The 22714-nt window shown below is 65.3% G+C and carries 18 protein-coding genes; 12 read left to right on the top strand and 6 right to left on the bottom strand.

The window, feature by feature from the left end; genetic code table 11:
* The first annotated feature begins 95 nt into the window (after positions 1 to 95).
* The 8 genes from soxG to QMX96_RS14100 all read left to right on the top strand — a co-directional run bounded on the left by soxG (position 96) and on the right by QMX96_RS14100 (position 8574).
* A complete protein-coding gene (gene soxG, locus QMX96_RS14065) occupies positions 96 to 728 on the top strand; it encodes a sarcosine oxidase subunit gamma family protein (protein ID WP_058541808.1) in 633 nt (210 codons plus the stop codon).
* Entirely contained in the window at positions 725 to 1582 is an 858-nt protein-coding gene (purU, locus tag QMX96_RS14070) for a formyltetrahydrofolate deformylase (protein ID WP_282361932.1), read from the top strand. Before soxG ends, purU begins: the two co-directional genes overlap by 4 nt.
* A gap of 124 nt (positions 1583 to 1706) precedes the next feature.
* The gene (fdhA, locus tag QMX96_RS14075; RefSeq protein ID WP_043863640.1) at positions 1707 to 2906 is read left to right on the top strand and encodes a formaldehyde dehydrogenase, glutathione-independent; all 1200 of its coding nucleotides are present in this window, start codon (positions 1707 to 1709) and stop codon (positions 2904 to 2906) included.
* Between the two features lie 195 nt (positions 2907 to 3101).
* Positions 3102 to 5456 (top strand): glucose/quinate/shikimate family membrane-bound PQQ-dependent dehydrogenase, encoded by a 2355-nt coding sequence (locus QMX96_RS14080; RefSeq protein WP_116052362.1) that lies wholly within the window; start codon positions 3102 to 3104, stop codon positions 5454 to 5456.
* A gap of 173 nt (positions 5457 to 5629) precedes the next feature.
* Positions 5630 to 6196, top strand: a complete 567-nt coding sequence (locus tag QMX96_RS14085; RefSeq protein WP_043863642.1) for a DUF2780 domain-containing protein — start codon at positions 5630 to 5632, stop codon at positions 6194 to 6196.
* Positions 6197 to 6267: 71 nt separating this feature from the next.
* Positions 6268 to 6696 (top strand): DUF350 domain-containing protein, encoded by a 429-nt coding sequence (locus tag QMX96_RS14090; protein ID WP_043863643.1) that lies wholly within the window; start codon positions 6268 to 6270, stop codon positions 6694 to 6696.
* Positions 6697 to 6711: 15 nt separating this feature from the next.
* Positions 6712 to 7407, top strand: coding sequence for a DUF1190 domain-containing protein (locus QMX96_RS14095; protein WP_058541810.1), 696 nt, complete (start codon positions 6712 to 6714; stop codon positions 7405 to 7407).
* A 9-nt stretch (positions 7408 to 7416) separates the two neighbouring features.
* On the top strand, positions 7417 to 8574 hold the full coding sequence (locus tag QMX96_RS14100) for a glutathionylspermidine synthase family protein (protein ID WP_043863645.1): 1158 nt from the start codon (positions 7417 to 7419) through the stop codon (positions 8572 to 8574).
* Here the strand turns inward: QMX96_RS14100 and QMX96_RS14105 are convergent.
* Entirely contained in the window at positions 8571 to 9461 is an 891-nt protein-coding gene (locus QMX96_RS14105; protein ID WP_043863646.1) for an acyltransferase, read from the bottom strand. The genes QMX96_RS14100 and QMX96_RS14105 overlap by 4 nt on opposite strands.
* A gap of 180 nt (positions 9462 to 9641) precedes the next feature.
* Between QMX96_RS14105 and QMX96_RS14110 the strand changes: the two genes are divergently transcribed.
* From QMX96_RS14110 to creD, 4 genes are all read left to right on the top strand, one after another.
* The gene (locus QMX96_RS14110) at positions 9642 to 10142 is read left to right on the top strand and encodes an ATP-dependent zinc protease (RefSeq protein ID WP_043863647.1); all 501 of its coding nucleotides are present in this window, start codon (positions 9642 to 9644) and stop codon (positions 10140 to 10142) included.
* Between the two features lie 141 nt (positions 10143 to 10283).
* Positions 10284 to 10964 (top strand): two-component system response regulator CreB, encoded by a 681-nt coding sequence (gene creB / locus QMX96_RS14115; RefSeq protein ID WP_123753443.1) that lies wholly within the window; start codon positions 10284 to 10286, stop codon positions 10962 to 10964.
* Complete coding sequence (gene creC / locus QMX96_RS14120) at positions 10964 to 12397, top strand: two-component system sensor histidine kinase CreC (RefSeq protein ID WP_043863649.1); 1434 nt, start codon at positions 10964 to 10966, stop codon at positions 12395 to 12397. Before creB ends, creC begins: the two co-directional genes overlap by 1 nt.
* A gap of 94 nt (positions 12398 to 12491) precedes the next feature.
* The gene (gene creD, locus QMX96_RS14125; protein ID WP_043863650.1) at positions 12492 to 13826 is read left to right on the top strand and encodes a cell envelope integrity protein CreD; all 1335 of its coding nucleotides are present in this window, start codon (positions 12492 to 12494) and stop codon (positions 13824 to 13826) included.
* A 179-nt stretch (positions 13827 to 14005) separates the two neighbouring features.
* Here the strand turns inward: creD and QMX96_RS14130 are convergent, their stop codons facing one another.
* From QMX96_RS14130 to aceE, 5 genes are all read right to left on the bottom strand, one after another.
* Complete coding sequence (locus QMX96_RS14130) at positions 14006 to 14638, bottom strand: glutathione S-transferase (protein ID WP_054915994.1); 633 nt, start codon at positions 14636 to 14638, stop codon at positions 14006 to 14008.
* Between the two features lie 9 nt (positions 14639 to 14647).
* Entirely contained in the window at positions 14648 to 15313 is a 666-nt protein-coding gene (msrA, locus tag QMX96_RS14135; RefSeq protein ID WP_043863652.1) for a peptide-methionine (S)-S-oxide reductase MsrA, read from the bottom strand.
* A 69-nt stretch (positions 15314 to 15382) separates the two neighbouring features.
* Positions 15383 to 18076 (bottom strand): GGDEF and EAL domain-containing protein, encoded by a 2694-nt coding sequence (locus QMX96_RS14140; RefSeq protein ID WP_043863653.1) that lies wholly within the window; start codon positions 18074 to 18076, stop codon positions 15383 to 15385.
* Between the two features lie 317 nt (positions 18077 to 18393).
* Positions 18394 to 20031 (bottom strand): dihydrolipoyllysine-residue acetyltransferase, encoded by a 1638-nt coding sequence (aceF, locus tag QMX96_RS14145; protein ID WP_058541811.1) that lies wholly within the window; start codon positions 20029 to 20031, stop codon positions 18394 to 18396.
* A gap of 13 nt (positions 20032 to 20044) precedes the next feature.
* Positions 20045 to 22690, bottom strand: a complete 2646-nt coding sequence (aceE, locus tag QMX96_RS14150) for a pyruvate dehydrogenase (acetyl-transferring), homodimeric type (protein WP_043863655.1) — start codon at positions 22688 to 22690, stop codon at positions 20045 to 20047.
* Positions 22691 to 22714: the final 24 nt, after the last annotated feature.

Genomic DNA, 22714 nt, shown 5'->3' on the forward strand with positions numbered 1-22714 from the left:
CCGCGCACCGGGTTGCAACCGGGTCGCGGGCTTCGCCGGCAAGGCCGGCTCCTACAAAGAGATCACAGCACTACTGAATTCAAGGCAGGTATGTAATGAGCGCAATCAACGTCTACCCGCAACGCCCCGAGACTGATGCCAGGGCCGAATCACCCCTGCATCACGCCGACCTGCCCAGCCTGGTCGGCAAGGGCCGCAAGAACCCCGGCGTGACCCTGCGCGAGAAGAAGTTCCTCGGCCACCTGACCCTGCGCGGCAACGCTCACGACCCGGCTTTCGTCAGCGGCGTGCAACATGCGCTGGGCCTGGAACTGCCGGTCGCACTCACCGTGGTCGCCAGCGGCGAGACCTCGCTGCAGTGGATGGGCCCCGACGAGTGGCTGCTGATCGTGCCCGGTGGCGAGGAGCTGGCCGCCGAGCAGAAGCTGCGCGAAGCCCTCGACGGGCAACACATCCAGGTGGTCAACGTCAGCGGCGGACAGACCCTGCTCGAACTGAGCGGGCCCAGGGTGCGCGAGGTGCTGATGAAGTCCACCAGCTACGACGTGCACCCCAACAACTTCCCGGTGGGCAAGGCGGTGGGCACGGTGTTCGCCAAGTCCCAGCTGGTGATCCGGCGCACCGGCGAGGACACCTGGGAGCTGCTGATCCGGCGCAGCTTCAGCGACTACTGGTGGCTGTGGCTGCAGGATGCCTGCGCCGAACATGGCCTGAGCATCGCCTCATGAGCCGTGCGCCGGACACCTGGATCCTTACCGCCGACTGCCCCAGCCTGCTGGGTACGGTGGACGCGGTGACGCGCTACCTGTACGAGCAGCAGTGCTACGTCACCGAGCATCATTCGTTCGATGACCGGCTGTCGGCGCGGTTCTTCATACGGGTGGAGTTTCGCCAGCCCGAGGCATTCGACGAGCAGGCCTTTCGCGCAGGCCTGGCCGCCCGTGGCGAAGCGTTCGGCATGACCTTCGAGCTGACTGCGCCCAGGCACCGGCCCAAGGTGGTGATCATGGTGTCCAAGGCCGATCATTGCCTCAACGACCTGCTGTACCGCCAGCGCATCGGCCAGTTGGCGATGGACGTGGTGGCGGTGATTTCCAACCACCCGGACCTGGAGCCGCTGGCGCACTGGCACCGCATCCCCTATTACCACTTCGCCCTCGACCCGCAGGACAAGCCGGCGCAGGAGCGCAAGGTGCTGCAGGTGATCGAGGCGTCCGGCGCCGAGCTGGTGATCCTTGCGCGCTACATGCAGGTGCTGTCGCCGGAGCTGTGCCGACGCCTGGATGGCTGGGCGATCAACATCCATCACTCGCTGCTGCCGGGGTTCAAGGGCGCCAAGCCGTATCACCAGGCCTACAGCAAGGGCGTGAAGCTGGTGGGGGCCACGGCGCATTACATCAACAACGACCTGGACGAGGGCCCGATCATTGCCCAGGGCGTGGAAGCCGTGGATCACAGCCACTACCCTGAAGACCTGATTGCCCGCGGGCGCGATATCGAATGCCTGACGTTGGCGCGGGCGGTGGGGTATCACATCGAGCGGCGGGTGTTTTTGAACGCCAATCGCACGGTGGTGCTGTAGCGGGTGCATCGCGGGTCAAGCCCGCTCCCACAGGGACCGTGGGAGCGGGCTTGACCCGCGATGAGGCCCGAAAGACGGACAGAACATTCAGCGCGACATAACAACAATCGAGCGAGGTGAAAGCATGTCTGGCAATCGTGGTGTGGTGTACCTGGGCGCAGGCAAGGTCGAGGTGCAAACAATCCCCTATCCCAAAATGCAGGACCCACGTGGGCGCAAGATCGAACACGGCGTGATCCTGCGGGTGGTCTCCACCAATATCTGCGGCTCCGACCAGCACATGGTGCGCGGTCGTACCACCGCCCAGACCGGCCTGGTGCTGGGGCACGAAATCACCGGCGAGGTCATCGAGAAAGGCCGTGACGTCGAGAACCTGCAACTGGGCGACCTGGTCTCGGTGCCGTTCAACGTGGCCTGCGGGCGCTGCCGCTCGTGCAAGGAACAACACACCGGCGTGTGCCTGAGCGTCAACCCGGCCCGCGCCGGCGGCGCCTACGGCTATGTCGACATGGGCGACTGGACCGGCGGGCAGGCCGAGTATGTGCTGGTGCCCTACGCCGACTTCAACCTGCTCAAGCTGCCCGACCGCGACAAGGCCATGGAGAAGATCCGCGACCTGACCTGCCTCTCCGACATCCTGCCCACCGGCTACCACGGTGCGGTCACCGCAGGTGTCGGCCCCGGCAGCACGGTGTACGTGGCCGGTGCCGGCCCGGTCGGCCTGGCCGCTGCCGCCTCGGCGCGGCTGCTGGGCGCGGCGGTGGTGATCATCGGTGATGTGAACCCGGTACGTCTGGCCCATGCCAAGGCCCAGGGCTTCGAGGTCGCCGACCTGTCCCAGGACACCCCGCTGCACGAACAGATCGCCAACCTGCTGGGCGAGCCGGAGGTGGACTGCGCGGTCGATGCGGTGGGCTTCGAGGCCCGTGGCCACGGGCATGCCGGGGCCCAGCACGAGGCGCCGGCCACGGTGCTCAACTCGCTGATGGGGGTGGTGCGGGTCGCCGGCAAGATCGGCATCCCCGGCCTGTACGTGACCGAAGACCCGGGCGCGGTGGATGCCGCAGCCAAGATGGGCAGCCTGAGCATCCGTTTCGGCCTGGGCTGGGCCAAGTCCCACAGCTTCCACACCGGGCAGACCCCGGTGATGAAGTACAACCGCGCCCTGATGCAGGCCATCATGTGGGACCGCATCAACATCGCCGAGGTGGTCGGCGTGCAGGTCATCAGCCTGGATCAGGCGCCCGAGGGCTACGGCGAGTTCGATGCCGGCGTGCCGAAGAAATTCGTGATCGACCCGCACACGCTGTTCAGCGCAGCGTAAGACCAATGTCTACCCGGTTTCAGGCCCCTGAAGCCGGGCTGACAGACAAATTGTCGCAGTAGCCCGCAATTTTTTGTTACCCTTAAACGTACTAACTGGTTAACAAGCAAGCTACCTAAATGCGCCGACTATGCTCGGGATTGGGTCGGCCAACTGTTGACGGTGGTTTTTCACTACGTTTAGGACGGTAATCACATGAACGAACAGGCAGGTGCTCCGGGCACCGCAAAGTGGCTGCTGGGAGGTCTGGGCATCCTGATCGCCCTGATCGGCCTGGTGCTGGCAGGGGGCGGTGCGTACCTGAGCAGCCTCGGTGGTAGCTGGTACTTCCTTCTGATGGGCCTGGCGATGCTGGTCAGCGGTGTGCTGATCGCGCGGCGCAAGCCGTTGGGCGCCTGGCTGTACGCGGTGGCCCTGGTACTCACCGCGATCTGGGCGGTGTGGGATGCCGGCCTGGACTTCTGGCCGCTGGTCTCGCGGGTACTGACCTTTGCCGTGATCGGCCTGGTCATCGCGCTGGTGTTCCCGAGCCTGCAACGCGCCGACGGTCGTGCGGCCGGGCGTGGCGCGTTCGCGGTGGCCGGTGTGCTGGCCGTTGGCGTGGTCGCCACCCTGGGCTACATGTTCGTACCCACCCACGTGGTCACCGCCAGCAGCGAGCCTGCGGTGCAGCCGGTCAAGCCGGGCACCGAGCAGAAGGACTGGGCGCACTGGGGCAACACCACCGCCGGCAACCGCTTTGCCGCGCTGGACCAGATCAACAAGGGCAACGTCGACAAGCTGCAGGTGGCCTGGACCTTCCATACCGGTGACGTGCCGCAAAGCACCGGCGCCGGTGCCGAAGACCAGAACACGCCGCTGCAGATCGGCGACACCCTGTATTCCTGCACCGCCTACGGCAAGGTCTTCGCCCTGGACGTGGACACCGGCAAGCAGCGCTGGATGTTCGACCCCAAGGGCAGCGCGCCGAACTGGCAGCGTTGCCGTGGCCTGGGCTACTCCGAAACCCCGCTGGCCGCCGACGCCGGCCCGCAGGCCTGCGCCAAGCGCCTGTTCCTGCCCACCGGCGATGCCCGCCTGATCGCGATCAACGCCGAAAACGGCGAAGCATGTGCCGACTTTGGCGATAACGGCGTGGTCGACCTGAGCGTCGACATGGGCGAGATCAAGCCGGGCTACTACCAGCAGACCTCCACCCCGCTGGTGGCCGGCGATGTGGTGATCGTCGGTGGCCGCGTGGCCGACAACTTCTCCACCGGCGAACCGCCGGGCGTGGTGCGTGCCTATGACGTGCGTACCGGCGAGCTGGCCTGGGCCTGGGACCCGGGCAACCCGAACATCACCAAGCGTCCGCCCGAAGGCCAGACCTACACCCGTGGCACGCCCAACGTGTGGTCGGCGATGTCCTATGACGCCAAGCTGGGCCTGGTGTACCTGCCGACCGGCAACGCCACCCCGGACTTCTTCGCCGGCACCCGTACCGAACTGGACGACAAGTACAGCTCCTCGATCGTGGCGCTGGACGTGAAGAACGGCCAGGTGCGCTGGCACTTCCAGACCACCCACCACGACCTGTGGGACTTCGACCTGCCGGCCCAGCCGCTGCTGTACGACATCCCGGATGACAAGGGTGGCGTGCAACCGGCGCTGGCCCAGGTGACCAAGCAGGGCGAGATCTTCGTGATCAACCGTGAAACCGGCGTGCCGATTGCCAAGGTCGAAGAGAAGCCGGTGCCCCAGGGCAACGTGCCGGGCGAGCGTTATTCGCCGACCCAGCCGTTCTCGGTAGAGATGCCGTCGATCGGCAACCAGACCCTGAAAGAGTCGGACATGTGGGGCGCGACCCCGTTCGACCAGCTGCTGTGCCGCATCTCGTTCAAGGGCATGCGCCACGAGGGTGTGTACACCCCGCCAGGGCTGGACCCGGCGTTGCAGTTCCCCGGGTCGCTGGGTGGCATGAACTGGGGTAGCGTGTCGGTCGACCCGACCAGCAACTACATGTTCGTCAACGACATGCGTCTGGGCCTGGCCAACTACATGATCCCGCGTGCAGACATTCCCAAAGGTGCCAGCGGCATTGAGATGGGTGTGGTGCCGCAGGACGGTACGCCGTATGGCGCGATGCGCCAGCGCTTCCTGTCCGCGGCCGGTATTCCGTGCCAGAAGCCGCCGTTCGGCACTATGTCGGCCATCGACCTGAAGACCAGAAAACTGATGTGGCAGGTGCCGGTCGGTACCGTGCAGGACACCGGGCCGCTGGGTATCCGCATGCACCTGCCGATCCCGATCGGCATGCCGACCCTGGGCGCTTCGCTGTCGACCCAGTCGGGCCTGCTGTTCTTTGCCGGCACCCAGGACTTCTACCTGCGTGCGTTCGACTCGGGCAACGGCAACGAGATCTGGAAGGCGCGTCTGCCGGTGGGCAGCCAGTCGGGGCCGATGACCTACGTGTCGCCCAAGACCGGCAAGCAATACATCCTGATCAGTGCTGGCGGTGCGCGTCAGTCGCCGGATCGGGGTGATTACGTGATTGCGTACGCCTTGCCCTAGGGCGGGTTGCCATTCTGTTGCAGGAGCCAGCCTTGCTGGCGAAAGCGGCCACCGCGTACCCCTGGATATCGCGGTGCTGCTTTCGCCGGCAAGGCCGGCTCCTACAGGCGATGACGGCGGAACATTCGCCGCAGATACGGGTCGAAACCTCGCTTTCCTACGAGGTCCGCCCCATGAAACGTTTCGCACTGCTCTCCCTGCTGGCACTCGCCACCACCTCGGCCCTGGCCTTCAATCTCAACGATGCCGCCAACGCCGTGTCTGCCATGCAAGGCAACAAACAGCAGGACGCTGCCGTTCAAGCCCCGGCCCCCTCGGCCAACCTGCTCAATACCCTGGGCGACCAACTCGATATCACCCCCGAACAGGCCATTGGCGGCACCGGCGCGCTGCTGGGCCTGGCCAGGCATCAGCTCAGCAGCAGCGACTACTCGCAACTGAGCAAGGCCGTGCCCGGCCTTGACCTGCTGTCCGGCGACAATGCCCTGGGCGGCCTCAGCGGCCTGGGCGAGTTGCTCGGCAAGAGCGGCAATTCCTCGGCCCTGAGCAACGCACTGGGCAACGTCAAGGACACCGACGACCTGAACAACGCCTTCGGCGCCCTGGGCATGAACACCGGCATGATCGCCCAGTTCGCCCCGCTGATCCTGCAGTACCTGGGCCAGCAGGGCGTGGCCGGTTCGCTGCTGCAGAGCCTGGGCGGCATCTGGGGCACCCCGGCCGCCGTGCCTTCGGTGTAAGCCGGCGGTTTGCCGAGGCGGGGCGGTGTGGTATACGTCCCGCCCCGTTCAAGCAAGGAAGTGCGACCCCGATGTTCATGGATGCCCTGAAGATGTCCCTGCCGGCCGATGCCGTGCTGGGTTTTCTGTTCTACATGGCCGGCGCCGCCGTGCTGTTCGCGCTCTATGCGTTCATCTATACCCGCCTGACCCCCTACAACGAATTTGCCCTGATCCGCGAAGGCAACAGCGCTGCCGCCATCGCCCTGGGCGGTGCGCTGCTGGGTTTCGCCATCCCCGTGTCCGGGGCCATCTCCCATTCGATCTCGCTGCTCGACTTCCTGCTGTGGTCGGTGATCGCCGGCGCCGTGCAGTTGCTCGCGTTCGTGGTGGTCAGCGTGGTGGTCAAGGGCATGGACGAGCGTATCCGCCGTCAGGAAAACGCGGCCGCCATCCTGCTGGCCGCCGTGGCCATCGGCATCGGCATGCTCAATGCCGCGTGCATGACCCCAGCGGCCTGACAGCGGAGCACAGCCATGAAACGCAGCACGAGCATTCGGCTGATTGCCCTGGGCAGCCTGCCGCTGGCGCTGGCCGCCTGTGACAGTGATCGCAGCGCCACCCGCGTGGTCAGCGAGGTCAAGCGTTACCAGGACGTCGACAGCTGCGCCCTGGCCGGGGTAAGCCGTTCGGTGTGCGACAACGCCTGGAACGTCGCCCGCCAGCACCACGATGCCAACGCCCCACGCTTCACCCGCCTGGAAGACTGCCTGGCCAGCTTCGAGCAGTGCGAGCCAGGTCAGGGCGCGAGCTTTCACATGCCGCGCATGCAAGGCTTCGCCCTGACCACCGAGCGCCAGGTGTATGACGACGGGCTGAACCAGACCTCCAGCACCACCTCGTCGGCCGTGTATGGCGGCGGCGGTGGCCGCTACGACTACGTCAATGTCGAGCCGCGCTACCTGTCGGAGGCGATCTACCACGAGCGTGAAGGGCGCGAAGGGTTCAGGGCCAGCTCGCTGACCGACCAGGTCAACAGCGGCAACCAGTATGCCGGGCTGGTCGAGGACCACGCGCCGTCCAGCCGTTTCAACGGCGGGGCTGGTGCCGATGCCCATGCGTCGGTGCTGCCGGCGCGCTTCATGGCCTCGGCACGGCCCTGGACGGTGGGCAGCCACCCCGGCTTCGCGGCCCATGTACCAGGCCGTGGCGGCTTCGGTTTCGGTTCCTGAGGGCGGGCGATGAAACGTATTGCCTGCACCCCGCGCGCGGACTGGAAAGCCACCGCCGAACACTACGGCTTCAGGTTCCACACCTTCGGCGACGAGCCGTACTGGGACGAGTCGGCGTGCTACCAGTTCACCCTGCGCCAGATCGAGGACGACCTCGAAGAACCCACCCGCCAGTTGCACGAGCTGTGCATGGACCTGGTGGCGCGGGCAGTGGACAGCGAAGAGCTGCTCGACCGCCTGGCCATCCCGCGTGACTACCGCGACCTGATCCGCCGCTCATGGCGCGACGGGCACCCGCATTTCTACGGGCGCATGGACCTGAGCTACGACGGCCATGGCCCGGCCAAGCTGCTGGAAGCCAACTACGACACACCCACCTCGCTGTACGAGGCCGGCTTCTTCCAGTACCTGTGGCTTGAGCAGCAGATGCAGCGCGGCGTACTGCCGGCCGATGCCGACCAGTTCAACAGCCTTGAAGAGAAGCTCGGCCAGGTGTTCGGCGCCAACACCTTTGCCACGCCGTTCTACTTTGCCTCGGTCAGGGACTCGCTGGAGGATCGTGGCACGGTGCAGTACCTGTGCGACATTGCCACCGCCGCCGGGCTCGATACACGCCTGATCGATGTGGAAGACATCGGCCTGAACCCGGCCGGGCGTTTCATCGACCGCAGTGGGGCGCCGATCCCCAGCCTGTTCAAGCTCTACCCGTGGGAAGACATGTTCCACGACCGCTATGGCCCGGCGATTGCCGGCAGCGGCACGCTGTTCGTCGAGCCGCCCTGGAAGGCGCTGCTGTCGAACAAGGGCATGCTGGCGCTGCTGTGGGAGCAGCACGAAGGGCACCCGAACCTGCTGCCCGCATTCATCGACGCCACGCCCGAACGGCCGCTGGCGCCGGGGTGGGTGCGCAAGCCGTTCTTCTCGCGGGAGGGGGCGAATGTGGAGATTCATACCCCTGACGGGCAGCGGGTGAAGGAGGAGGGGCCGTATGGCAGTGGCCCCCACGTGATCCAGCAGTTTCATGCCTTGCCACGGTTTGCCGGCAGCCACACGGTGATCGGCAGCTGGGTGGTTGGCGATCAGCCGGCAGGCATCGGCATTCGCGAGGACAACTCGCTGATCACCAAGGACAGCAGCCGCTTCGTGCCCCACGCGATCATCGGCTAGCGGCGCAGCTCCTGGCGCAGTTGCTCGATGCGCGCGTCCTTGTCGTGCCACAGCTGGTTGACCCAGTCCTGTACGCTGCGCCGGAATTGCGGGTCGTTCTCGTAGTCGCCGCGCCACAGGGCCGGGTCCAGTGCGCGTACCTGGATGTCCACGATCACTCGCGGCACTGCACCGCTGACCAGGTCCCAGAACCCCGGCGCGGTGTCGCCGGGGTACACCAGGGTCACGTCGAGCAGGGCGTCGAGCTGTTCGCCCAGCGCGGCGAGCACGAACGCCACGCCGCCGGCCTTGGGCTTGAGCAGGTGGCGGAACGGCGAGCCCTGGGCATCGCGCTTGGCCGGGGTGAAGCGGGTGCCTTCGAGGTAGTTGACCACGGTCACCGGCTGGCGCTTGAACAGCTCGCAGGCGGCCTTGGTGATCTCCAGGTCCTGGCCCTTGAGGTGCGGGTGGCGTTCGAGAAAGGCCTTGCTGTAGCGCTTCATGAACGGGTAGTCCAGCGCCCACCAGGCCAGGCCCAGGAACGGCACCCAGATCAGTTCCTTTTTCAGGAAGAACTTGAAGAACGGAATGCGCCGGTTGAACACCTGGATCAGCGCGGGAATATCCACCCAGCTCTGGTGGTTGCTGACCATCAGGTAGGAGGTGTCCAGGCGCAGGTCGGCGGCGCCGCGCACGTCCCAGCGGGTGGGGATGCACAGGGCGAAGATCAGCTTGTCGATCTCGGCCCAGGTCTCGGCGATCCACATCACCGCCCACGAGGCGTAGTCGCGGTAGCGGCCGGGCAGTACCAGCTTGAGCAGGGCGAAGACCAGCAACGGGCCGATCAGCACCAGGGTGTTGAGCAAGAGCAGCAGGGTCACAAGACTGCCGGTAAGCAGGCGGCGCATAAGAAAACTCTGATTTTCGGTTAGGCGGTCGGCCATGATAAGCAGGGATTCGGTTCAGGCCAAATTCTGGGCAGCCCACGGCGCGGACAAATGTTTCACATTGTGTTGAATACCCTGTGGCGACGAACCTATGCTGCTGCGGCAGTCTAAACACAGACTTTTCTCAAGGAAGCTGACCCGGTGAAATCCGTACTTGCACTGCTTTCCCTGCTGGCCTTGCCGGTGATGGCCGCCGAGCCGACCCTGTATGGCCGTTATGAATACATTGGCGTGGCGGACCTCGACCAGACGTTCAAGGCCAAGATGGACACCGGCGCGCTGACCGCGTCGCTGTCGGCCAAGGACATCGAGCGCTTCAAGCGTGATGGTGAGGACTGGGTGCGGTTCCGCCTGGCGACCAAGGATGCCGACGGCAAGGTGTATGAACACAAGGTGGCGCGCATCAGCAAGATCAAGAGCCGCGCCGATGAAGACGAGGACGGCGAAGCACCCGACCCGGCCAAGCGTCCGGTGGTGGAGCTGGAGTTGTGCCTGGGCGACGTCAAGCGCACGGTGGAGGTCAACCTGACCGACCGCAGCAGCTTCAACTACCCGCTGCTGATCGGGGCCAAGGCGCTGCGCGAGTTCGGCGCGGCGGTGAACCCGGCGCGCCGGTTCACGGCGGGCAAGCCTGAATGCTGAGTTGAATCCATCGCGGCTCAAGCCCGCTCCCACAAGGGCCGTCGTTCTCCCGTGGGAGCGGGCTTGAGCCGCGACAGGGCCTTGTCAGTCGAGGGATAATCCCCTACAAGTGCACCCAAACCTGCCAGGCCTGCACCGCTCATGCCCCACATACTGATTGTCGAAGACGAAGCGGCCATCGCCGACACCCTGATCTTTGCCCTGCAAGGAGACGGTCACAGCACCGAATGGGTGACCCTGGGCAGCGCCGCGCTGGAACAGCAGCGTCAGCGCCCGGCTGACCTGATCATTCTCGATATCGGCCTGCCGGATATCAACGGCTTCGAAACCTGCCGCCAGCTGCGCCGCTTCAGCGAGGTGCCGGTGATGTTCCTCAGCGCCCGCGATGGGGAGATCGACCGCGTGGTGGGCCTGGAGATCGGTGCCGACGACTATGTGGTCAAACCCTTCAGCCCGCGTGAAGTGGCGGCGCGGGTACGCGCCATCCTCAAGCGCATGACCCCGCGCAGCGAACCCGAGGCCCCCGAAACGCCCTTCAGCATCGACTCCCAGCGCCTGCAGATCAGCTATCGCGGTCAATCGCTCAACCTCACCCGGCACGAATTTCGCCTGCTGCAATGCCTGCTCGAACAACCCGAACGGGTGTTCAGCCGCGAACAACTGCTGGATGCCACCGGCGTGCCGGCCGAGGCCGGCTACGAGCGCAACGTCGACAGCCACATCAAGAGCCTGCGCGCCAAGCTGCGCACCGTGCAGGCCGACGCCGAACCTATCCAGACCCACCGCGGCCTGGGCTACAGCTACAGCCCCGGGCACAGCTGATGCGCCTGGGCATCCGCATCTTCCTGGTGTACTTCCTGTTCGTCGGGCTGACCGGCTACTTCATCCTCAACACCGTGCGCGAACAGGTGCGCCCGGGTGTGCGCCAGTCCACCGAGGAAACCCTGGTGGACACCGCCAACCTGCTGGCCGAGATTCTGCGCGACGAGGTCAAGGCCGGCACCCTCGGCCAGGGCCGGCTGCCCGAGCTGCTCAAGGCTTACGGCAAGCGCCAGCCCAGGGCCGATATCTGGGGCCTGGCCAAGAACGAGGTCAACCACCGCATCTACGTCACCGACGCCAACGGCAAGGTGTTGCTCGACTCCAGCGGCGAAGCCCTGGGCCAGGACTATTCGCGCTGGAACGACGTGTACCTGACCCTGCGCGGCGAGTACGGCGCCCGCTCCACCCGCAGCGATCCGGACGACCCGGAGTCGTCGGTGATGCACGTGGCGGCGCCGATCATCGATGCCGGCAAGATCATCGGCGTGGTCACCGTGGCCAAGCCGAACAAGTCGTTGCAGCCGTACATCGATCGCTCCGAGCGGCGCCTGTTCAACCTGGGCCTTGGCCTGATCGTGCTGGGCCTGCTGGTGGGCGCCGGGCTGTCGTGGTGGCTGGCGCGCTCGCTACGTCGGCTGACGCGCTATGCACAGGCGGTCAGCGAGGGTGAACGCGTGGCCTTGCCGCATTACCGCGGCGGCGAGCTGGCGCAACTGGCCGGTGCGGTGGAGCGCATGCGCACGCAGCTGGAGGGCAGGGCGTATGTGGAGCGCTACGTTCACACCCTGACCCACGAGCTGAAAAGCCCGCTGGCGGCGATTCGCGGGGCCAGCGAGCTGCTGCAGGGGCCGATGAGCGACGAGCAGCGCCAACGCTTTGCCAGCAATATCGAAAGCGAGAGCGCGCGCATGCAGCAGTTGATCGAGCGGCTGCTGGACCTGGCTCAGGTCGAGCAGCGCCAGGGCCTGGAAGACCAGCAGCAGGTGCCGCTGGCGGCGCTGGTGGACGAGGTGCTGCTGGCCCAGAGCGCGCGCATCGAAAGCGCCGGCCTGCAGGTGCGCCAGCGGGTACCGGCCAGCGTGCGGCTGCTGTGCGAACCGTTTCTGCTGCGCCAGGCCATCGGCAACCTGCTGGAGAACGCTCTGGACTTCACCCCGCCAGGCGGCCTGCTGGTGGTCGATTTGGAGACACGGGGCCCACGGCTGGCGCTGAGCCTGTACAACCAGGGGGCGGCGATCCCGGACTATGCCCTGGGCCGGCTCAGCGAGCGCTTCTACTCGCTGCCGCGCCCGGGCACGGGGCGCAAGAGCACAGGCCTTGGGCTGAACTTCGTCGAGGAAGTGATGCAGCTGCATGGCGGCTCGCTGGAGGTGGCCAACGTCGAGGACGGCGTGCGGGTGCGCCTGTGGCTGCCCAACGAGCGGCTGGGCTGAGCTCCACGCACTCTCCACATAACTCCACACAAGCGCCCAACCCGCTCCATGCACGGCGGGCAGACTGGCTCCATCGAAACCGGAGCCATTGCCCATGAACCGAACCCTGAGCATCAAACTGGGCGCCATCGCCTTTCTGATCGTGTTGCTGCTGATACCCCTGCTGATGATCGGCGGCCTGATCCAGGACCGCCAGCAGCAGCGCGACAGTGTGGTCGAGGACATCGCCCAGAGCTCCAGCTACAGCCAGCAGATCAGCGGGCCGCTGCTGGTGGTGCCGTACCGCAAGATCCAGCGCACCTGGAAAACCGTGGATGGCAGCACCCAGCAGCAGACCAGCACGGTGGCCGGGCATCTGTACTTTCTGCCCGAAACCCTGGAGGTCGACGCCAAGGTCGACACCGAGCTGCGTTCGCGGGGCATCTACCAGGCGCGCCTGTTCCACGCCGACAACCGCATCAGCGGGCAATTCAAGGTGCCGGCGCAGTGGGGCATCACCGAAGACTTCGACGATTACCGCTTCGACCCGGCGTTTCTGGCCGTGGGCATCAGCGATATCCGCGGTATCGAGAAGAGCCTGGAACTGAACGTGAATGGCCAGTCGCTGGCCTTCGCCGCGGGCACGGGGCTGGGCTGGCTGGGCGGCGGTGTGCACGTGACGCTGCCCGACCTCGACGGCCGCGCCGAGACCCGCCTGGACTACGCCTTCGACCTGAGCCTGCAGGGCACCGGGCGCCTGCATGTGCTGCCGGTAGGGCGCAGCACCACGGTGAACATGGCGGCGAACTGGCCGCATCCAAGCTTCATCGGCAACTACCTGCCCATCAGCCGCGAGATCGACGCCCACGGCTTCAGCGCGCGCTGGCAGACCTCGTTCTTCTCCACCAACCTGGAGGATGCGCTGACCCAGTGTGTGGTCAACAACGCCTGCGACGACTTTCACGGGCGCAGTTTCGGCGTGAGCTTCGTCGACCCGGTGGACCAGTACCTCAAGAGCGAGCGGGCGATCAAGTATGCGCTGTTGTTCATTGCGCTGACCTTTGCCGGGTTCTTCCTGTTCGAGATTCTCAAGAACCTCAGCGTGCACCCGATCCAGTATGCGCTGGTGGGTGTGGCCCTGGCGTTCTTCTACCTGCTGTTGCTGTCGTTGTCGGAGCACCTGGGGTTCGGGTTGGCGTATGCGCTGTCGGCGGGCGGCTGCGTGCTGCTGATCGGCTTCTACCTGTGCCACGTGCTGCGCAGCCTGGCGCGCGGGCTGGGGTTTGCGGCGGGCTTGCTGGTGCTGTACGCGATGCTGTACGGGCTGCTGGGCGCCGAGGACTACGCGCTGCTGATGGGCTCGTTGCTGCTGTTCGGCCTGCTTGGGGTGTTCATGGTGCTGACACGCCGCCTGGACTGGTATCAGGTTGGGCAGGGGATCTTGAAATGAGCGGATTGAGAGAGGAACGCACGCTGGGGGCTGTGATGGTGGGGGAAATCAGGTTGATCTGGGCTGCCGAGATCAGCGTCGACTTCATCGCGGGTCAAGCCCGCTCCCACAGGTCCGGTACAAGCCTCAAGGGCAGCAGCAGATCTGTGGGGGTGAGCTTGACCCGTGATGAGGCCCGATCAGGCCACAGAAGGGGCGGTCTTTAGCATCGATTCGCGCTGACTCACCTCGGCATACCAGGCTGCCAGGTTCGGCTGGCGCTCGCGCCAGCCAAGGTCCGGCAGGCGCAGGTCGATGTAGCCCAGCGCGCAGGCCACCCCGATTGCCGCTACGTCGAACACCGAGGCCAGTTCGGCCAGGTGCTCGTCTTCCAGGTGCGCCAGCGCGCGCCGGATCTTGTCCTGCTGGGCGTCGACCCACGGCGTCCAGCGCTTGTCCTCAGGGCGCAGGAAGGTCTCGTAGCGCGCCACCACCGCCGCGTCCATGATCGCATCGGCCAGCGACGCCAGGGTCAGGCGCCGCCAGCGCGCCGGGCCCTCGCGCGGGATCAGCGGGTTGCCCACATGCTGATGGTCGAGAAACTCGACGATCACGCGGCTGTCATGCAGCACCGTGCCGTCCTCCAGGCGCAACGCCGGGATCTTGCCCGCCGGGTTGCCCAGGTTCAGCTCGGCATCGGTCTTGATCGGGCTCAGGTCGACGGGATGCAGGGCTACCCGCTCGGCCTGCCCGGTTTCGTGCAGCAGCACGCGAACCTTGCGCACGAACGGCGAGGCGGCGGCATGGAACAGGGTCATGCTCGGTGTGCTCATGGCGTGGCCTCAGTTGCCTTGCAGGCTGGGTGGCAGGCACACGCCAGTGCCGCCGATGCCGCAGTAGCCATTCGGGTTCTTGGCCAGGTACTGCTGGTGATAGGCCTCGGCGAAGTACACGGTCGGTGCCTGGGCGATCTCGGTGGTGATCTGGCCGAAACCGGCCTTGTTCAGCTCGGCCTGGTAGGCCTGCCTGCTGGCCTCGGCCAGTTCCAGCTGTTCGGGGCTGGTGCAGTAGATGGCCGAACGGTACTGGGTGCCGACGTCGTTGCCCTGGCGCATGCCCTGGGTGGGGTTGTGCAGCTCCCAGAACATGGTCAGCAGGTCCTGGTAGCTGACCTTGGCCTTGTCGAACACCACCAGCACCACTTCGGTGTGGCCGGTCAGGCCCGAGCAGACTTCTTCGTAGGTGGGGTTGGGGGTGAAACCGCCGGCGTAGCCGACCACGGTGCTGACCACACCTTCACGCTGCCAGAAGCGTCGCTCGGCACCCCAGAAGCAGCCCAGGCCAAAGATCGCGAAATCGACGTCTTCGAAGAACGGGCCCAGCAGCGGGGTGTCTTCGAACACGAAATGCTTCTCGGGCAGCGTCATCGGGGTCTCGCGACCCGGCAGCGCCTGTTCGGCGGCAGGCAGTACGTTTTTGTTCACCAGAATCTCCGAGCGCAGGACCATGGGCGGTTCCTCTTCAAGGCAGGATGTGTAGGGGGTAGACCCGTAGTGTGCCCGAGTGTTTCGCCGCTGTCAGGCGATTGGGCCACGCGGATAGCGCTTGAGTTTTTCGATCAGCTCGCTGCCGGGGATCGGCCGGTCGAACAGGTAGCCCTGGCCGACGTCGCAGCGGTGGCGGCGCAGGAACGCCAGCTGTTCGGCGGTCTCGATGCCTTCGGCCACCACCTTGAGCTTGAGGTTGTGAGCCATGGCCACCACTGCCGAGGTGATTTCCATATCGTCTTGGTTGTCCGGGATCTCGTGGATGAAGCTGCGGTCGATCTTGATGATGTCGATCGGGAATTTCTTCAGGTAGCTGAGCGAGGAGTAGCCGGTGCCGAAGTCGTCCATGGCCAGGGTCAGGCCCAGTTGCTTGAGCTCGTCGAGCTGGCGGTGGGTATCCTCGGTGGCTTCGAGCAGCAGGCCCTCGGTCAGTTCCAGTTCCAGCAGGTGTGGCGGCAGGGCTTCTTCCTTGAGGATGTTGGCGATCGAGCTGACCAGCTCCGGGTCGGAGAACTGCTTGGGCGACAGGTTGATCGCCACCTGCAGGTTGCCCATGCCCTCGGTGCTCAGCAGCTGGCTCATGCGGCAGGCCTGGCGCGCGATCCACTTGCCGATGGGGATGATCAGCCCGGTTTCCTCGGCCACGCTGATGAACTGGTCGGGGCGGATCATGCCCCGCTCCGGGTGGTTCCAGCGTAGCAGGGCCTCCAGGCCGAGCAGGCGACCGCTGCGCAGGCACAGCTTGGGCTGGTAGAACACGTCCAGTTCGTTCTGGGTCAGGGCGCGGCGCAGGTTGTTTTCCACGAACAGCTTGTAGCTGGCCTCGGCGTTGAGCGCCTCGGTGAACACCTGCACCTGGTGCTTGCCGTTGGCCTTGGCCTTGTGCAGGGCCAGGCCGGCGTTCTTCATCAGGGTCTGCGGGTCGCGCCCGTGCAGCGGCGCACACGCCAGGCCCACCGAGCCGGTCACGCTGATCAGCTGGTTGTCGACGAACATCGGCTTGTCGAGGGTGTTGAGCAACTGCTGGGCCACCTGCTGGCCGGCATCCAGGCTGCTGTCCTCCAGCAGCACGGCGAACTCGTTGCTGGCAAAGCGCGCCAGGCTGCCACCGGGGCTCAGGCTGTTGCGCAGGCGCCGGGCCAGGCTGATCAGCAGCTTGTCGCCGGTCTGGTGCCCGAGGCTGTCGTTGATACGCTTGAAGTTGTCGATGTCCACCAGCAGCAGGCAGATGGGGCTGTCGCTGTCGCGCTCGAAGCGCTCGTCGAGGCTGCGGATGAACGCCGGGCGGTTGCCCAGGCTGGTGAGGTTGTCGGTGTAGGCCAGGCGTTCGATGCGCTGCTGGGCCAGCTTGCTCTGGGTGATGTCTTCGTAGATGCCGATGTAGTGGGTCAACTCGCGGTTGTCGCCATACACCTTGGAGATCGACAGTTGGCCCCAGTAGGGCTCGAGGTTCTTGCGCCGGCTCTTGAATTCGCCCTGCCAGCTGTTGCCCATGGCCAGGCTCGACGGCGAGTCGAACAGCAGCTCGCTGAGGTTCTCCAGTGCGGTGAGCTCGGACAGGCGGTGGCCATGCACCTCTTCGGGTGTGTACTGGGTGATCTCGGTGAAGCTGGGGTTGACGTATTCCACCACGCCATCGCGGTTGACCAGCAGAAAGGCGTTGGCGCTTTGTTCCACCGCGCGCTGGAACAGGTGCAGGGCGCTGGTGGCGGTGCGCCGGTTGTGGTTGTTGATGACCTGGGCGAACTGGTCGGCCAGCTCACCGGCAAAGGCGATTTCATCCGATTGCCAGGCCCGGGTCGAGCCGCTGTGTTCCAGGCAGAGCACGCCGACCACCTGGCCGTCGATGCGGATGCTGGCATCGAGCATGGCGTGGATACCGCGCTGGCGCAGGCTCTCGGAGATTTCGCGGGTGCGTGGGTCGCGCGCCGCGTTGTGCGCATCGATGGCGCGGCTGGTGTGCAGCGCCTCGAGGTAGTCGGGAAATCGCCCGGCATCGATCGCCTCGGGCAGGCGGTACTCCTGGGTGGCGCGGTAGAACGCCGAGATCGGTTCCAGTTGCTGGCCTTCCAGGTACCAGATGCTGGCGCAGTCGATGCTGTAGATTTCGCAGGCACTGCGGGTGATCAGCTCGGCGGCTTCCTGCAGCGAGTTGTCGGCGCTGTAGCGCTGGCGCGCCAGGCGCAGGATCAGGTCTTGCTGGGCGCGTACACGCTCCAGGTGCTCGAGCTGTTCCTGCTGCGCCTGCTGGTTGAGCTGCAGGGCGATCTGCAGGCGGTTGTTGCGGGTTTCGAGTTCTGCCGCCGAAAGGTCGGGTGTGTCGTTGGGCTGGGCATCGAGCACCAGCAGATAGCCGCGCAGCAACTGGCGGTTGTGCTGCCGGTAGGCTTCGCCCAGCTCCAGCATATTGAGCGGGCCCAGGCTGGTGTGCAGGGTATAACGCACCAGGTAGTACGGACGCTGCGCCAGTTGCAGCTCGATGGTGTCGTGCAGCTTGTAGCGTGCCTCGGGCTCCATCAGGCTGGCATAGGGCGAGCCGATCAGCGCACACAGGTCGACGGCCGCCTGGCCGAACTGACGCTCGCAGCCCGGGTCGAGGAACAGCATGGCCCAGCTGGCCTCATTCAGCCGCTCGAAACGCAGCATGCCGAGCCGCGAAGGCACCGGCAACTGCGTCACTACCTCGGCCACCGTACGGCTGGCGGCATCAGGTTGGCTTTTCATGGGAAGCTCGCTTCAAGAAGGCTGTTGGCGCGGGCTGGGCGAAGTGCTGCTACGCGTTTGAGCAAGGTTGCATCATGTGCTTGAGGCTGACAAGCAATAGAGTGGCCTGGCTTGATCTGTATCGGCTGACAGGTACAAATTCTTCAGTAATGCCGAGACGGATTGCGTCTGGCGGTGCCGCTCAAGGTGGGACGTTGAGCGGCACGGCATGAATCGCAGGCAAAAAAAGCCCCGCCAGATGGCGGGGTTGAGGTACGAGCGTGGCAGCTCGAAAACAGTGTCCGTGCTCCCCGGCAGGGGAGCACGGCGTGCAGCAGTTACAGCAGCATGGTGCGGATGTCGGTCAGCAGCTCGCCCAGGCGCTTGGTGAAGCGCGCGGCAGCGGCACCGTTGATCACGCGGTGATCGTACGACAGCGACAGCGGCAGCATCAGCTTGGGCTGGAACGCCTTGCCATCCCACACCGGCTGGATGGTGGCCTTGGACACACCCAGGATCGCCACTTCCGGCGCGTTGACGATCGGCGTGAAGCCGGTGCCGCCAATGTGACCGAGGCTGGAGATGGTGAAGCAGGCGCCCTGCATGTCGTCGGCAGAAAGCTTCTTGGTGCGGGCCTTTTCAGCCAGGGCCGCCGCTTCTGCAGCCAGCTGCAGCAGGCTCTTCTGGTCGACGTTCTTGATCACGGGAACCAGCAGGCCGTCTGGCGTATCCACGGCGAAACCGACGTTGACGTACTTCTTGCGAATGATCGCCTTGCCACTAGGGGCCAGCGACGCGTTGAAGTCCGGCAGTTCCTTGAGCAGGTGCGCACAGGCCTTGAGCAGCAAGGGCAGCACGGTCAGCTTGACGCCGGCTTTCTCGGCCACGGCCTTCTGCGCAACGCGGAAGGCTTCCAGCTCGGTGATGTCGGCGCTGTCGAACTGGGTCACGTGCGGCACGTTCAGCCAGCTGCGGTGCAGGTTGGTGGCGCCAGCCTGCATCAGGCGGGTCATCGGCACTTCTTCGGTTTCACCGAAGCGGCTGAAGTCGACGGCCGGAATCGGCGGGATGCCCGCACCACCGGTCGCGCCGGCAGCCGGTGCTTCCTTGGCCTTCTGCATCATGGCCTTGACGTACACCTGCACGTCTTCCTTGAGCACGCGGCCGTGCGGGCCGCTGGCAGCCACGGCGCTCAGCTCGACGCCGAACTCGCGGGCCAGCTGACGCACGGCAGGGCCGGCGTGAACCTTGGCACCGCTTGGCGCTGGCGCAGCGGCCGGGGCCGGTGCGGCTTCGGCCTTGGCAGCCGGTGCGGCGGCAGGCGCAGCAGCCGGGGCCGCTTCAGCCTTGGCAGCCGGTGCAGCAGCGGCAGGCGCTGCTGGCGCGGCGGCGCCCTGGACCTTGAGCTTGAGGATGAAGTCGCCAGTGCCGACTTCGTCTTCGAGCTTGACGCCGATGCTTTCCACCACGCCGGCAGCCGGCGACGGGATTTCCATCGAGGCCTTGTCGGACTCCAGGGTAATCAGCGACTGGTCGGCTTCGACGCTGTCGCCGACCTTGACCAGCAGCTCGATGATCTTGGCCTTGCCCGACGAGCCGATGTCCGGCACGTGGATGTCCTGCACAGTGGCAGCCGCAGGTGCAGCGGCCGGTGCCGGGGCAGCCTCTGCAGCCGGGGCGGCAGCAGGCTTTTGTTCGGCGGCAGGCGCAGCGTCAGCCGGTGCCTCGGGCGCCGCAGCGGCGCCCTCGACTTCCAGTTCCAGCAGTTCGTCGCCTTCTTTCAGGCGGTCGCCCAGCTTGACCTTCAGGGCCTTGATCACACCGGCCTTGGGGGCCGGGATCTCCATGGAGGCCTTGTCCGACTCCAGGGTCAGCAGGCTCTGGTCGGCTTCGATACGGTCGCCGACTTTGACGAACAGCTCGATGATTTCACCTTCACCGCTGCCGATGTCAGGTACGCGAATGAGTTCGCTCACTTAAAAATACTCCTCAGCAGTCCAGTGGGTTGCGCTTGTCCGGGTCGATGCCGAACTTGGTGATGGCATCGGCCACGACCTTCGGTTCGATCTCGCCACGGTCAGCCAGGGCTTCCAGGGCAGCCAGCACCACGAAGTGACGGTCGACTTCGAAGAAGTGACGCAGCTTCTTGCGGCTGTCGCTGCGACCGAAGCCATCGGTACCCAGGACCTTGAATTCCTTGCTCGGTACCCACTGACGAATCTGCTCGGCGAACAGCTTCATGTAGTCGGTAGAGGCGATGACCGGGCCCTTGCGGCCGCCCAGGCACTCCTCGATGTAGGTCTGCTTGGGCTTCTGGCCAGGGTGCAGGCGGTTGCTGCGCTCCACGGCCAGGCCGTCGCGACGCAGTTCGTTGAAGCTGGTGACGCTCCACACGTCGGCACCGACGTTGAACTCTTCACGCAGGATCTTCGCCGCTTCACGCACTTCGCGCAGGATGGTGCCGGAGCCCATCAGCTGGACGTGGTGCGCTGCGTCCTTGGTATCTTCCTCGAGCAGGTACATGCCCTTGATGATGCCTTCCTCGACACCGGCCGGAATGGCAGGCTGCTGGTAGGACTCGTTCATCACGGTGATGTAGTAGAAGACGTCCTGTTGCTCTTCGGTCATCTTCTTCATGCCGTCCTGGATGATCACCGCCAGCTCGTAGCCGTAGGTCGGATCATAGGTGCGGCAGTTCGGGATGGTCGCGGCCAGCATGTGGCTGTGACCGTCTTCGTGCTGCAGGCCTTCACCGTTGAGGGTGGTACGCCCGGCAGTACCGCCGATCAGGAAGCCACGGGTGCGGCTGTCGCCAGCGGCCCAGGCCAGGTCGCCGATACGCTGGAAGCCGAACATCGAGTAGAAGATGTAGAACGGCAGCATCGGCTGGTTGTGGTTCGAGTACGAGGTACCGGCGGCGATGAACGACGACATGGCGCCGGCTTCGTTGATGCCTTCCTCGAGGATCTGGCCCTTCTTGTCCTCGCGGTAGAACATCACCTGGTCCTTGTCGACGGGCTCGTAGAGCTGACCGACGGACGAGTAGATGCCCAGCTGGCGGAACATGCCTTCCATACCGAAGGTACGTGCTTCGTCCGGGATGATCGGGACGATGCGCTGGCCGATTTCCTTGTCCTTGACCAGCTGCGCGAGGATGCGCACGAAGGCCATGGTGGTGGAGATCTCACGGTCGCCCGAGCCGTCCAGGATCGCCTTGAGGGTTTCCAGTGGCGGGGTCGGGATGCTGAAGCTCTTGGCCCGGCGCTGTGGCACGAAACCGCCCAGGGCAGAACGGCGCTCGCTCAGGTAACGGGCTTCGGCGCTGCCTTCTTCAGGCTTGAAGAACGGCAGGTTCTCCAGGTCTTCGTCCTTGACCGGGATGTCGAAACGATCGCGGAAGTGACGCAGGCTGTCGACGTCGACCTTCTTGGTGTTGTGCGCGGTGTTCTTGGCTTCGCCAGCACCGGTGCCGTAACCCTTGATGGTCTTGGCCAGGATGACCGTAGGCTGGTCCTTGTGGTTGACCGCCTGGTGGTAGGCTGCATAGACCTTGTACGGGTCGTGGCCACCACGGTTGAGCTTCCAGATCTCGTCGTCGGACAGGTCGGCGACCATGGCCTTGAGTTCCGGGGTGTTGAAGAAGTGCTCACGGACGAACGCGCCGTCCTTGGCCTTGTAGTTCTGGTACTCGCCGTCGATGACTTCGTCCATGCGGCGCTGCAGGATGCCGTCGACGTCCTTGGCCAGCAGTGGGTCCCAGAAACGGCCCCAGACCACCTTGTTGACGTTCCAGCCACCACCACGGAACACGCCTTCGAGTTCCTGGATGATCTTGCCGTTGCCGCGAACCGGGCCGTCGAGGCGCTGCAGGTTGCAGTTGATGACGAAGATCAGGTTGTCCAGCTTCTCGCGGCCTGCCAGGGAGATCGCGCCCAGGGATTCCGGCTCGTCGCACTCGCCGTCGCCCATGAAGCACCAGATCTTCTGCTTGCCGGCAGGGATGTAGCCGCGGCTTTCCATGTACTTCATGAAACGTGCCTGGTAGATCGCCTGGATCGGGCCCAGGCCCATCGACACGGTCGGGAACTGCCAGAAGTCAGGCATCAGCCACGGGTGCGGGTAGGACGACAGGCCTTGACCATCGACTTCCTGACGGAAGTTGTTCATCTGGTCTTCGCTGATGCGGCCTTCCATGAAGGCACGGGCGTAGACGCCCGGCGAGGCATGGCCCTGGAAGTAGATCAGGTCGCCGCCGTGCTCGTCGGTCGGGGCCTGGAAGAAGTAGTTGAAGCCGATGTCGTACAGCGTGGCGCTGGAGGCGAAGCTGGAGATGTGGCCGCCCAGGTCCGAGTCTTTCAGGTTGGTGCGCATTACCATGGCCAGCGCGTTCCAGCGGACCAACGAGCGAATGCGGCGTTCCATGAACAGGTCGCCAGGCATGCGTGCTTCGTGGGTGACAGGAATCGTGTTGCGGTATGGCGTGGTGATGGCATACGGCAGCTGGGAGCCACTACGGGTGGCCAGCTCGCCCATACGGGTCATCAGATAGTGAGCGCGGTCTTCGCCTTCTTTGTCGAGAACCGACTCCAGGGCGTCCAGCCATTCCTGGGTTTCGACGGGATCGAGGTCTTGCATGGCTTGCTCCAGGGCGGAAAGGCT

The organism is Pseudomonas sp. PS01300 (genome assembly GCF_029960155.1).
Classification (GTDB): domain Bacteria; phylum Pseudomonadota; class Gammaproteobacteria; order Pseudomonadales; family Pseudomonadaceae; genus Aquipseudomonas; species Aquipseudomonas palmensis.